The sequence below is a fragment of the Micromonospora sp. NPDC048894 genome, assembly GCF_040649765.1.
GTDB classification, from domain to species: Bacteria; Actinomycetota; Actinomycetes; order Mycobacteriales; family Micromonosporaceae; genus Micromonospora; species Micromonospora antibiotica.
The window spans coordinates 467,057-479,929 of the sequence record NZ_JBEZFY010000003.1 but is presented as its reverse complement, the minus strand read 5'-3'; the positions used below and the strand labels follow the sequence as shown (position 1 = coordinate 479,929).

General features: G+C 71.7%; 8 protein-coding genes. 1 reads left to right on the top strand and 7 read right to left on the bottom strand.

Annotation, left to right across the window (positions count from 1 at the left end):
• Positions 1 to 27: 27 nt before the first annotated feature.
• The 7 genes from AB0C22_RS09010 to AB0C22_RS08980 form a co-directional block, all read right to left on the bottom strand.
• On the bottom strand, positions 28 to 1,254 hold the full coding sequence (locus AB0C22_RS09010) for a glycosyltransferase family 4 protein (RefSeq protein WP_219462741.1): 1,227 nt from the start codon (positions 1,252 to 1,254) through the stop codon (positions 28 to 30).
• Positions 1,255 to 1,559: 305 nt separating this feature from the next.
• On the bottom strand, positions 1,560 to 4,778 hold the full coding sequence (locus AB0C22_RS09005) for a ThuA domain-containing protein (RefSeq protein ID WP_219462747.1): 3,219 nt from the start codon (positions 4,776 to 4,778) through the stop codon (positions 1,560 to 1,562).
• Positions 4,779 to 5,221: 443 nt separating this feature from the next.
• Positions 5,222 to 6,334, bottom strand: coding sequence for a sugar phosphate isomerase/epimerase (locus AB0C22_RS09000; RefSeq protein ID WP_307799121.1), 1,113 nt, complete (start codon positions 6,332 to 6,334; stop codon positions 5,222 to 5,224).
• Positions 6,335 to 6,809: 475 nt separating this feature from the next.
• On the bottom strand, positions 6,810 to 7,388 hold the full coding sequence (locus AB0C22_RS08995; RefSeq protein WP_357534361.1) for a TlpA disulfide reductase family protein: 579 nt from the start codon (positions 7,386 to 7,388) through the stop codon (positions 6,810 to 6,812).
• On the bottom strand, positions 7,385 to 7,855 hold the full coding sequence (locus AB0C22_RS08990; protein WP_219462752.1) for a hypothetical protein: 471 nt from the start codon (positions 7,853 to 7,855) through the stop codon (positions 7,385 to 7,387). Before AB0C22_RS08990 ends, AB0C22_RS08995 begins: the two co-directional genes overlap by 4 nt.
• 76 nt (positions 7,856 to 7,931) lie before the next feature.
• A complete protein-coding gene (locus AB0C22_RS08985) occupies positions 7,932 to 9,935 on the bottom strand; it encodes a M6 family metalloprotease domain-containing protein (RefSeq protein WP_357534358.1) in 2,004 nt (667 codons plus the stop codon).
• 317 nt (positions 9,936 to 10,252) lie between these two features.
• Positions 10,253 to 11,170 (bottom strand): dihydrodipicolinate synthase family protein, encoded by a 918-nt coding sequence (locus AB0C22_RS08980; protein ID WP_357534356.1) that lies wholly within the window; start codon positions 11,168 to 11,170, stop codon positions 10,253 to 10,255.
• A gap of 223 nt (positions 11,171 to 11,393) precedes the next feature.
• On the opposite strand from AB0C22_RS08980, the gene AB0C22_RS08975 reads away from it, so the two are divergent.
• The gene (locus AB0C22_RS08975) at positions 11,394 to 12,626 is read left to right on the top strand and encodes a helix-turn-helix domain-containing protein (protein WP_357534354.1); all 1,233 of its coding nucleotides are present in this window, start codon (positions 11,394 to 11,396) and stop codon (positions 12,624 to 12,626) included.
• Positions 12,627 to 12,873: the final 247 nt, after the last annotated feature.

Here is a 12,873-nt window from a genome sequence, read left to right as displayed (position 1 = left end):
GTCGCCGCCGACGGCCGGGAGAACGGCCTAATCTAACGGGCGACGCGATCGGGGGACATGGGCCGTTACGTCGGCCGTGGGCGACCCAACGTCCGGTTCCTCGGGACGGGGGGCGCGCAGGGCCAGCGAGAAGTAGAGTTTTTCCAGCTCGCGGGCTGCCGCGTCCCAGCTGTACTCGGCCAGGACCCGGTCACGCAGCAGCGCGGCACCGGCCCGTTCGGCCGGTACGTCGGCGGTCACCGTGGCCAACGCCCGCAGCAGGTCGTCGGCGTCGCCGTCACGGAACAGCCGGTGCCCGGGGCCGTCGTGGGCCAACACCTCACGGTGGGGTTCGATGTCGCTGGCCACCACCGGCAACCCGTACGAGGCTGCCTCCAGCAGGGTCAGCGGCAGCCCCTCCAGGCGGGACGGCTGCACGAAGGCCGCCGCGTGCGAGTACAGCTCGGCGAGCACGTCGCCGTAGACGAAGTCGGTGAACACGATGCGCGGGTCGTCACCGGCGGCCTGCCGCAGCCCGGCGACGTACTCGTCGGTGAAGGACGAACCGCCGACGATGGCCAGCCGCAGGTCGGTCGGCAGCCGCCGGAACGCCCGGACGAGCAGGTCGGCGGCCTTCTCCGGGACGAGCCGACCGACCAGCAGCAGGTAGCCACCGGGGCGCAGGCCGAACCGGGACAGCTCCCGGGGCGGCCGGTGGGTGGGGGTGGCCACCCCGTTGGGGATGTAGCGGGCCGGCCGGCCGAACCTGCTGGTGTAGTGCGCCGCCAGCCCCTGCGACACGGTCACCCGGGCGTCCGGCAGGTGTCCGCTGAGCCGGTACGCGGTGCCGAGCACCGCCCGCGCCGCCCGGCCCCACTTGTCGCGCTGGTTGTCCAGCCCGTGCACGGTGAGCACCACCCGGGCCCGGGAGGCATAGCGGGCCAGCGGCGCGGTCAGCACCGGGCCGAGACCGTGGTAGTGCACGATGTCGGGGCGCTCGGTCAGCGCCGCCAGGGTCGAGGTGGCCGAGTGCACGATGGCGTCGAGGTGCTTGCTGGGCACGGTGCGGGCCCGCCGCAACCGGATGCCCCGGTGCCGGGTCGTCTCCACCGCGCCGTAGCTGTCCCGGCAGTAGACGGTGATCTCGTGGCCGAGCCCGGCCAGCCGGCTGGCCATCTCCTCCACGTGCCGTTCGATCCCCCCGTAGGTGGCCGGCACGCCCTTCTGGCCGATCATCGCCACCCGCAGCGGACGCCAGCCCGGCGGGCAGGTCACGGTCGGCCCCGAACGGTCGGGGCGGAGTTGCTCTCCCCGATCGGCGGCTTCGTCACGCAACGGCACTGTCCCCCCTCGTTTCTGCTCCTCACCGGGTTGGTGGCGCTGTCCCCGGCGCACGGGACGCTAGATCATCGACGATCGGCCGGCCACTGGCCGGTCAGTCAGACCTGGCCGGACACCGGTGGTGTCCGGCCAGGTCGGACACCACCGGTGTCCGGCCGGTCGACCGCCGGTGACCGCCCGGTGCCGATACGACGCCGGGAGGACGGAGTCTCCGTCCTCCCGGCGACCGGAGGGTGACGTCAGGAGGTCGGGCCGCCGAACTCCACCCAGTTGAGGTTGAACAGGCTGGTCGTGGGTCCGCCGGAGACGGGCTTGAAGACCAGGTAGAGCGCGTGGGTGCCGGCGGCCTGGCTGACCGGGAAGGTCTGGCTGGCCCAGGCGCTGGTGCCGGTGGTCGCGTTGAGCGTCGCGCTGGTCACCAGCGCACCGGTCGGCGAGTCGAGCCGCAGCTCGACGATGCCGCGCGGGGTTCCGACGGTGGCCGTGGAGCCACCGGCGTACCGGAAGGTGATCTTGTCGATCCCGCCCAGGTTGATCGGGTCGAGCGCGATGTGGTCACCGCTGTCGATGCCGGCCACGTGCTGGCCGCCACCGGCGTCGGTGGTGTTGGCCAGGGTGACGCCCTGCTGGACCTGGGCGAACTCGGCCTGCTGCCGGAAGGTCTGCAGGACGATCTGGTCGAGCGAGGACAGCGCCGGCTGGCCGTTGGCGCCCTTGTCGGTGTAGGTGGCGCTGATCGCGCCGTACAGGTAGCCACCGGCGTGGTCGGCGCCGTCGGCCGGGGTCTCGAACGAGCCGGAGCAGCCGTTGGCGTCGCTCATGCCGTGGCCGTGGGTGTCGTGGCCGAGCACGAACGAGACCGTGACCCGGCTGCAGTCGATCGGGCCGTCCTCGGGGTCGGTCACGGTGACCGTCCACGGCACGGTGTCACCCCAGTTGAAGAACGTGCCGGACAGCGGCGAGGTGACCTTCACGGTGGGCGCGGTGTTGCCCACGGTGATCTCGCGGGTGAGCACCGCCGTCTTGCCGCTGGTGTCGGTGACCGTCAGCTTGGCGGTGAACACCCCGACGGTGGTGTAGGTGTGCGACGCGTCCCGCTGGGTCGAGTCGGTGCTGCCGTTGCCGTCGAAGTCCCAGGCGTAGGTGATGGTCTCGCCCGGGTCCGCGTCGTAGGAGCCCTCGGCGGAGAACTGCACGGTCAGCGGTGCCGCACCCGAGGTGGGGCTGGCCTTCAGTTCGGCCACCGGCGCCCGGGTGCCCTTGGCGTAGCGGATCACCGACAGCGCGGCGTCCGGGTTGGCCCGGAAGAAGCCGTCGCCGTACTCCAGCAGGTAGAGGCTGCCGTCCGGGCCGAACTCCATGTCCATCGGGTTGTCGAAGACGAAGCCCGGCAGGAACTGCTCCACCCCGACCAGCTTGCCGCTGCCGTTGGTGCGCATCATGTAGATCTTGTCCCGGGTGAACTCCCCGAAGACCACCGCGTCGTTGTAGTACTCCGGGAACTTGGTCTCGGAGGCCAGCGCCGCGTCGTACTTGTAGACCGGGCCGCCCATCGGGCCGACGCCCCCGGTGCCGAGCACCGGCCACTGGAACTCACAGGTGCCGGGCGGGGTGCTCAGGTACGCCTCGGCGCAGGTGGTGGTGGCCCGGAAGGTGTAGTTGAGCTGCGGGTCCTGCACCGGCGGGAGGACCCGACGGCCGGTGTTGCGCGGCGAGTCGTTCACCGGTGCGGCGCAGTTGAACGCACCCTTGGACTGCTTGGTGACGAAGTCGTAGTCGATGTACGGCAGGGTCGGCGAGTAGCAGTACGGCCAGCCGTAGTTGCCTGCCTTGTTGGCGGCGATCCACCGCCCGGTGCCCTCCGGCCCCCGGGCCGCGTTCGGCACCTGCGAGTCCGGCGAGTAGTCACCGATGTAGACGAAGCCCCGCGAGTCCACGTCGAAGCGGAACGGGTTGCGCAGGCCCATCAGGAAGATCTCCGGGCGGGTCTTGTCGTCGCGGTCCTCGGCCTCGGGGAAGAGGTTGCCGGCCGGGACGCTGTACGACCCGTCCGCCTTCACCTTGATCCGCAGCACCTTGCCCCGCAGGTCGTTGGTGTTGCCGGCGGAACGCTGCGCGTCGTAGCCCGGCCCCTGGGTAGGCGACTCGTTGATCGGGGTGAAGCCGTCCGAGCCGCCGGCGTTGGTGTCGTCGCCGGTGACCAGGTAGAGCAGCCCCTTGCCGTCGAACTTGATCTCACCGGCGACGTGGCAGCAGACGCCCCGGTCGGTGTCGACCTTCATGATCTTCTGCTCGCTGGCCAGGTCCAGGTGCGGGGTCGGCTCCTCCACCCACTTGAACCGGGAGAGCTGGTTGTGTCCCTTGTAGGCGTCCCACGCGCTCGGGTCGGTGCTGGTCACCGGCGCGTCGGTGATGGGGGTGTCGAGCTTCGGCGCGTAGTAGACGTAGACCCACTTGTCGGTGGCGAAGTCCGGGCCGACGGTGACCGACTGGAGGCCGTCCTCGTCGTGCTGGTACACCGGGAGGGTGGTGATGACCGGGCTCGCGCCGGTCTTCGGGTCGTAGAGTCGGATCTCGCCGGCCCGGGTGTTGTGCAGCACCCGGCCGTCGGGCAGCACCGACAGGGTCATCGGCTCGCCCGGCTCGTCGTTGAGGATGACCTTCTCGTAGTTGGCCTTGACCGTCGCACCGCAGTCGCCCTGGACCATGCCGGCCGACCACTGGATCGCGCCGAGCAGGTGCTTGCGGAACGCCCCGTTGGCGTACGTGTCGGCGGAGTCGCCGAGTCCGGTGTAGAACGACCGGCCGCCCTGGAAGTCCTTGCACCAGGAGATCGGGTGGTCGAAGCCCATGGTGCCGCCGGTGAAGGACTTCTCGTCCACCGTGGCCAACACGTGCGCGGTGCCCCGGACGTTGGTGGTGAAGTTGTACCACTGGTCGTTGAGGGTGAGCTGCCGGGCGAGCGGCTTGCTCGCCGGGTGCGCCCGGTCGGCCACGTCGATGGTCGCCGACCCGCTCGACGCCGTACCGGCCACGGTGGTGCCGACGATGTCGCGGTAGAACGTCCACGATGGTTCGGCCTCGACCGCGGCATGCACGCCGAGGTAGCCACCACCGTTGCGGATGTAGCGCTCGAAGGCCGCCTCTTGGCCGCCGTTGAGCACGTCGCCCGTGGTGTTGAGGAAGACGACCGCGCCGTAGCTGGCCAGGTTGTCGTCGGAGAAGGCGGTCGCGTTCTGGGTGACGTCGACGGTGAAGCCGTTGCCGTTGCCCAGGGTGCGGATCGCGTTGACGCCCTTGTCGATCGACGGGTGACGCTCACCGTCGGTCTTGGTGAACACCAGGACGCTTGTCTGGTCCTGGGCCGGCTGGGCCAACGCCGGGGCGGTCGCGGCGAGCGGGACGACGATCCCGACCCCTGCGATCGCGGCGAGCCATCGGTGTACCGATCTTGCCATCTGGTTCCTCCGGTGGGGGACGATGTGCTACCTGCTCCGGGCGGGTGCCGGGGCCACCCGGGGTGTCGTGGTGCTGCGCCTGGCTCTCCGGTGAGGCGGGACGACGCCGTCCCTGCCCCGGGATGGTTCGCCGACCGGTGAGCTGCCGCACGGTCCGGGGGCGCGGCCCGTGCTGCGGGCACGGGGCATCGCGGCCCGGGGTACGGGTCGGAAGAGGTGACGTGGTGGCGGGCGGGGCCTGCGGGGGCGTACCGCCCGGGGACCGTGCCGACTTCCTGCCCGGGTCTGCCGGGGCGGGGTCGGGGCGTGGCGGTCGGAAAGCGACGGCGTCCGGGCGGTGGCGGTCGCGTCAGGGGACGCGACCGCCACCCGGGAGCCGCCGACGGTGGTGCGAACCGCCGGTCGGTGCCCAGCTGCGGCCGGTAACCGGCCGTCGGGGGCGGTCAGTCGTTGCGGTAGATGGTCAGGTCGGCCATGTTGGCGTAGCTGAGCCGGGCGAAGTCCAGCGACTGGCCCGGGTTGGCGGCACCGCCGGGGGCGGTGTCCATCTCCCAGTTGGCGTGGTGGAACTCGGACTCGCCGATGGTCTCGAAGAACTGCTGGAAGTTGATGTCGCCCTCACCGAGCGGGATCATCTCGTAGCCGTTGGCCAGCGTGCTGTTGCGGTTGCCGTCCTTGGCGTGGAACAGCGGGAACCGCTTGGTACGCCGGGCCACGTTGAGGATCGGGTCGAACAGCGAGGTCTTCTGCTGGCCGGCGGAGTTGGTGTACTTGGTGTGCTTGAACCGGGCCACGTACGCCCAGTAGATGTCGCACTCGAAGTAGACGTACTTCGGGTCGGTCTTGGCGAAGAAGTACTCCAGCCGGCGCACGCCGGAGGAGCGGGTCGGCTTGCCGTTGGCGTCCAGCGGGCCGCTGTCGAGCAGGAACGAGTAGGCCACGTCGTGGTTGTGGGTGTAGAGACGCATCTTGCGTTCCTTGGCCTGCCGGCCCAGCTCGTTCCACAGGTCGGCGGCGGCGTCCCAGTCGGCCTGGTAGGCGCTGTTGGTCGGGTCGCTGCCGGTGCCGATGTTCTTCATGCCGAGTTCCTCGGCGATGTCGAGCTGCTGCTGGAAGGTGGCCGCGTTGATCGACGTGTGGGTGCCGTTGGCGACGAGGCCGTTGTCGTCCAGGATCTTGCGGATCTCGGTCGGGGTGATCTGCCGGCCCAGGATCGAGGTGTGCTGGTTGTAGCCGGCGAACTCGATCTCCTTGTAGCCCATCTCGGCCAGGCTGGCGAGCACCCGCTCGAAGCCGTAGGGCACGCCGCTGTCGTCGGGGGCGGCGGAGATCCGGTCCCGGACGCTGTAGAGGATGATGCCGCGGTTCTGCGTCGGGATGAGCGGGTCGACCCGCCACTTGCCGTCCGCGCGGGCCGGGCCCTTGGTCTGGAGCACCGGCAGTCCGGCCGCGCCGAGGACGGCGGCGGCGCCGGCCGACGCGGCGAGCAGCCGACGACGGGTGACCTGGGCACGGTACTGCGGGTCGGCGGCCAAACGGCGTTGTTCCTCGTTCACAATTTCCACCTTTCGAGGGTGGCCCTGCGGCCACGGAGACGTGCGAGTCCTGCTGGGAGGGTCGGTAAGGACCTGCGCCGCCGAATACGCGTGGCCCGGTGGATGACTGGTCGATCAAGGGGGGATGTCAGCCGTGTTACGTCCGTGAACCGGACACTAACGGTGGCTGACGGCTAAAGATAGACCTCGAACGGAGAAACTTTTGCACGTCTAAACAAAAGTTCTCGACGGTCGGAGACCCTGCCCGAACGGCCGCCCAGACCCGGCTCCCCGGTCGATTCCCCGACCCCCACCAGCGCGAACAGCGACGGCGCCCCGGGAGGCGGGCAGGCGGACACGGCGCGGGGCACGGTGTCGACCCCACCATCGAATCGACACCGTGCCCGACGCGCCTCGACACCGTGCCCGACGCGTCGCCGTGGACCGCTGCGGCACCGGCCGGCGTGCCACTCCCCCGAGCGGGTGACCCGGCCCGTTATCCGGAACCGGCCAGCACCAGCTCCTCCAACCGCTGCTCCAGCGCCGCCGCGTCCAACCCGCCCGGCCAGCCCCGCAGCAACGCACCGCCCTTGGCGACCAGCACGACGGCCGGTGGCTCCCGCACCGCGTACGACCGCCAGACGGTCTGCTGCTCGTCGACCACGACCGGGTACTCCACCCGGTGCGTACGCAGGTAGTCCTGCAACTCGTCGGCCTGGTCCGCGCCGGCCACCCCGACGAAGACCACCCGGTCCCGGTGGCGGCGGGCCAGCTCGCTCAGCGCGTCCTGCCGGGCGACGCAGGTGGTGCACCAGGAACTGAAGAAGGTGAACACCACCGGCCGGTCCGCCCACAGCCCGGCGGCGGTGAGCGGGGTGCCGTCGGTGAGCGCACCGGTGAACGCGGGGGCGGCCGGGGCGGTGCCGGGGGGCGGGCGCAACGCCAGGTCGGCGGGGACCGGACCGGGCAACGTGGACGCGCCCCCGGCGAGCACCGGCGCGGTCTCCGCGGTCGGCCCGGCGGAGCAGCCGGCCAGCACCAGCACCGCCAGCAGCGCCGCGAGCAGCCGCCTCATGCCGGCACCACCGCCACCAGCGCCGGCCCCTCGCTGCTGTCCGGGGTCAGCTCCAGCGCGGGCCGGCCGGCCACCTCCAGCCGGTACCCGGCCCGCTGCGGCACCTGCACCGGCACCGCGAACTCGCAGTAGGTCGGCACCCGTTCCACCTCGAGGTCCTCGGCGAACGCGGCCACCGCCGTGCCCGCCGGCAGGGTCCCGGTGACCAGGGCCGCCCCGTCGGGGTCGAGCACCCGGAACGGCGCCCGGTGGTGGAAGTAGAGGTACGGCCCGGTGCCGGCGCAGTCCACACCCTCGGCCCGGATGTTGATGTCACGGACCAGGACCCGGACGGTGGTCGGGGTGACCGCCTCCGGTCCGCCGTCGGTGCCGGCACAGCCGGTCGCCCCGGCCAGCAGCGTCGCCCCGGCCGACAGCAGGGTCAGCAGCGCGCCGGTGCCGCGCCGGGCACCCGTGGACAGCCGCACGTCGTCTCCTCCCACCCGTGCGTCGGGCCCGGGGCGGCGTGTGCCGTCCCGGACCCGACGCGACGATCGATCCCGGTCAGGACTTCTCCACCCGGCACTGCTTCGTCACGGTCTTCGACGGGTCGCTCTCCGAGGTCGCGGTGAGCTTGACGAAACCGGTGTCCGCGGCGGCGGCGGTGGCCCCCACCGACACCCGGACGGTGGTGGACTTGCCGAACTGGGCGGTGGCCAGCGGGTTGGGCAGCCAGGTCCGCCAGCCCTTGCCGGCCACCTCGGCCGAGAGCCGGTAGACGTCCGACTTGAGGTACGCGGTCACGTCCTCCGGGTGCTGCTGCCCACCGGCGGAGTACGCGCCGGTGTTGGTCAGCTCGAACGAGCAGTTCACACCCCGGTTCGTGGGCTTGCCGGTGCTGGTCACCTCGCCCTTGCCCAGCGTCACGCCGTGGCTGCTCGGCCCCCCGGTGCCGTCCAGCGACCGCACCGCCACCGTGTACGACAGCGAGCCGGCGGCGTCCCGCTTGAGGTCGATGACGTAGAAGTGCAGCCGGTTGGCCTCGTCGACGTACTCGTACTGGCTGCCGGTGTCCGCCCCGGCGTGGAACAGCGCGTCGGAGAGCTGCCGGTAGTCACCCATGGTGATCTTCTGCGGGGTGCCGTCCGGCCGGTAGAAGTCGATCATGTCGATGTCCTGCGGGTTGGCGTCCACCACCCACTGGAACGGCGCGTTGTCGGCGTTCTTGGTCTTGCTCAGCAGCACGCCCCGGTCCGGGGTGAACGAGTCGGCCCCCATCCGGTCGACGACCTCGACGGTGTAGTTGTTGAAGCTGCCGCCGTCGCACAGCGGGTTCGTGGCGACCGTGCAGGCGGGCGAGAGGTCCTTGTTCAGCGCGATGTTCACGCCGGTCAGCCCCTTCGGGCCGGCATCGACCGCGCGGGCGGTCACCTGGGCGGTGACCAGACCCGAGGAGGCCAGCGCCTCCCGGGACAGCCGCAGCACGTGCTCCTCACCGAGCAGGCCGATCTTGAGCTTGTCCCGCACCGTGTGCAACGACCCCATCGAGCCACCGTTGGTCGGCGGGATCTGCCAGCGGGTGTGCGGGCCACCGGGGCCGTTGAACGAGCCCCGCGACATCATGCTCCAGATGCCGGTGTACGCCCGGCGTAACGGCTCGCCGTACGGGTTGTTGTAGTTGTCGCCGATGCCGAGCAGGTGGGTCAGCTCGTGGGCGTACACCCCCATGCCGGAGCTCTCCCCCTGGGTGGACGAGCCGGAGCCGGCGTTGGGCCACAGGGTCGCCGCCGCCTTCCAGGACGTCCACTCGACGTAGCGGGTCTTGGCCCAGTTCGGCAGGTTGGGGTCCGGCGGGCCCCAGGAGTCCGGCACGTCCTCCTTGTTCTGGAAGATCATCTGCCCGAACTCCTGCCAGGTGGACGACTCGTCCTGCCCGGCGCTGAGGATGAAGACCAGCTCGTACTGGTTGGCGACCTCGTCACCGACCGCCGCCCGCCACGCGCCCAGCCCGTCGGTGCGGATGTTCTTGTTGCAGGCCTCCCCGCCCGGGCAGGCGCCGGGGTTGAAGCTGTTGTCCAGCCCGTACTGGTAGGACTTCGCCGGCAGCTGGTACGGCCCGAACCCGGCCAGGTCCACGCCGTAGCGCCCGTTGGAGTCCTGCATCCAGTACTCGTGCAGGGTGTGCCCCTTGTTCAGGGTGTTCGGGGTGTTGAGGAAGTCCTGGTAGAACTTCGGCACGTCGGCGCGGGGAATGTTGGCCGCGACCGACTGGGGGTTGCCGAAGACCGTCGAGCGGGCCCGTTGGGACACCGCGAACGTCTGGTCCGGATAGTCGAGCGCGACCAGGGCGATCTTGAAGTTGCGGATCGCGCCCCGCACGCTCGGGTCGGCCCAGTTCTTACCCGGCACCGCCTGGTAGTCGTCCCAGGTCATGGTGTCGGGGTTCTGCCAGGCCTGCGGGTCGAGGACCTGGAACGGCGCGGTGCCGCCGGCCGGATTGGCCGGGGCCGCGGCGGCCTGCGCCGCGCCGGTCACCACCAGCGTGCCGGCCAGGACCGCGGCCAGCACGGAACGCCTCAGTCGGGGTTTGTTGCGGGTAACACGGTGCACAGGTTCACCTCTCGTCGGGAGGGACACGGCGTCCGGTCCGGTGTCGGCGGGGGGGGTGGCTGCCGGGGCACCTGTCACTGGGCCGCGCAGCGAATCTAGGAGGACGGGCCGGGGCCGGTCACCGTGCAGATGTCGGCAGGTGGACCGGCCGCTTCCGACACCTGAAGGACCCGCGTCGGGTCACGGCGGGCCACCAGCGTCCGCCGGGACCTCCCCGACCCGCCCGATCCACCCGCCCGGCCCGCCCGTCGACCGGCCCCGCCGGCCGGGGTGGTTCACCGGGGACGACCGTCGACGACCGGATCGACGGTGACCGACAGGGCCCGGACCAGGTCCCGGCGCAGCCGGGCGACGGCCGGCTGCGGCAGCGGACCGCGCGGCGGGCGGCACCGGCCGCCGAACCGTCCGGCGCAGTCCATCGCCAGCTTGATGGCCTGCACCGCCTCCGGCCGGGAGCCCCAACCGAACGCCGGGTGCAGCTCGGCGTAGAGCGGCAACGCCCGGGCCAGATCCCCGGCGACACAGAGGTCGTAGAGCCGCAGGGCCTGCCGGGGCAGCGCGTTGGACAGGCCGGAGACCCAGCCCCGGGCCCCGCACAGCACCAGTTCGAGCAGCACGTCGTCCGCGCCGGCCAGCACGTCCACGTGCGGGCAGAGGTCCCTGATCCGGTGCACCCGCCGCACGTCACCGGAGAACTCCTCGACCGCGACGATCCCGTCGGTCTCGGCGACCCGGGCGAGCAGCTCCGGCGTCAGGTCCACCCGGGTGTCGTACGGGTCGTTGTGGGCCACCACCGGCAGGCCGACGGCGGTCACCTCCCGGTAGTGGGCGACCACGTCGGCGTCGCCTGCGGGGTAGCCGTCCGGGGGTGGGGCGAGCACCCCGGCGGCCCCGGCGGCGGCGGCCTGTTCCGCCCAGCGGCGGGACTGCCGGCTGCCGTACCCGCCGACGCCGGGCAGCACCGCGCAGCCGGGTGGTGCGGCCTGCACCGTCGCCCGCACCACGTCGGCCCGCTCGTCGTCGGACAGCGCCCGGTACTCCCCCACCGACGCGCACGGCGTCACCCCGTGGCAGCCCGCCTCGGCGAGCCACCGCACGTGCTCCTGGAGCCGGTCGAAGTCGACGCCGAGGTCGTCACGCAACGGCGTGGTGATGGCGACCAGCACCCCCCGCCAGGGCCTACCAGCTGTCACTCGGGCGTTCCCTCCTACGCGCCGGCGGCCCGCTGCCCACCGCAGGTGGAACCCTACGATCGTCGATCGTCGTGGCTCTTCGGACAATTGCCGGAACAGTCGCCGTGGGGGCCGTCCTTTTGTCGGTATATCCGCGGTGGACCTTGCGCACAGGCCCACCGGCCGCACAGGGTAGGGCACCGGCTGTCGCACCCCCTGCCGCGCAGCCAACCAGGGGAGATCCATGCACGGTGAGCTTCAGCGCATAGTCGACGCCGTCGCCGCCCGGGTGGGGCGTCCCGCCCTCATCGAGGACCGGCGGCAGCGGGTGGTCGTCTACAGCGAACACGACGGGCCGATGGACGAGGTACGCCGGATGTCGATCCTGCGCCGGCAGACCACCCCGGAGGTGATCGCCTGGTTCCGCCGGATGGGTGTGCTCACCGCCCGCGAGCCGGTGCGTACCCCCGCCGACGTGGCCCTCGACCTGCTCCCCCGGGTCTGCGTGCCGATCTGGCACGACGACCTGCTGCTCGGTTTCGTCTGGTTCATCGACGACGACGGGTCGATGACCGACGCGGACATCGCCACCGCGACCGGTGCCTTCACCGACCTGTCGCTGGCCCTCTACCGGGAGAACCTGCTCGGTGAGCTGGCCTCGCAGCGGGAGTCCGAGGCCACCCGGACCCTGCTGGTGGAGAGCCCGCAGGCCCGTGCGCACGCCGTGCGTGCCCTGCTGGAGGAGGGCACGGTCGCCGGTGACGGCACGACCACGGCGGTGGTGGCCCAACTCGCCCCCGTCACCGGGCGGCACCCCGACGAGATGGCCCGGATCGCGCTGGAACAGGCACTGGTGGCGACCCGCCGGTGGCTCGGCGTACGCGAGTCGCTGCACATGGTCTGGCCCGACCACGGGGTGCTGCTGATCTGCGGTGGTCGGATCGCCGGCCGGCCCACCCCGGAAACCGCCGCCGGTCACCTCGACGAGGCGCTGGGGCAGGCGACCCGGGGGCTGTCCTCGGTGGAGCGCACGGTGACCGGCATCGGTCAGTCCCGCCCGGGGCTGGCCGACGCGGTGCAGTCGTACCGGGAGGCGGTGCAGGCGGCCCGGGTCGGTGTCCAACTGCCGGCGCTCGGCCGGGTGGTCTCCTGGGCCGGCCTGGGCATCTACCGGGTGTTGTCGCAGCTGGACGCGCGGCACCTCGACGTCGCCGGGGTGCACCCCGGGTTGGAGCGGCTGCTGCGCGACGACGCCCACCAGGTGCTGCTGGAGACCCTGGAGGCCTACCTCGACCTGGCCGGCAACGCCCACGCCACGGCCGAGAAGCTGCGGCTGCACCGGACCACCCTCTACTACCGGCTGCAACGCGTCGAGCAGCTCGCCGACACCGACCTCAAGGACGGCAACGAACGGTTGTGCCTGCACCTGGCGATGAAGCTGGGCCGGCTCACCGGCCACTACCGCACCCCGTCCTGACCGTGCCGGCCGCCCGGCGACCGTCGGGACAGGACACCCGCACCGCCGCACTGTGACAGCCCGTGTCCGGCCGGACAGATCATTGACAGATCCGAGCGGGTACGGCCAGGATGGGCGCACCGATCGGCAATGCCCCCAGGACCGACCGTAACCAGGTACGCCCCCCGCCCGTCACGCAGACCGGATCGGCGCCGGTCCGTCACCGCCGCGCGTCCGGGAGACACCCCGTGTCCCCCGTCCTGCGGCG

Bases quoted from the DNA above. Each gene is read 5' to 3' on its own strand.
- AB0C22_RS08975 (WP_357534354.1), top strand. From the start codon at position 11,394: ATGCACGGTGAGCTTCAGCGCATAGTCGACGCCGTCGCCGCCCGGGTG.
- AB0C22_RS09005 (WP_219462747.1), bottom strand. From the start codon at position 4,778: ATGGCAAGATCGGTACACCGATGGCTCGCCGCGATCGCAGGGGTCGGG.
- AB0C22_RS08995 (WP_357534361.1), bottom strand. From the start codon at position 7,388: ATGAGGCGGCTGCTCGCGGCGCTGCTGGCGGTGCTGGTGCTGGCCGGC.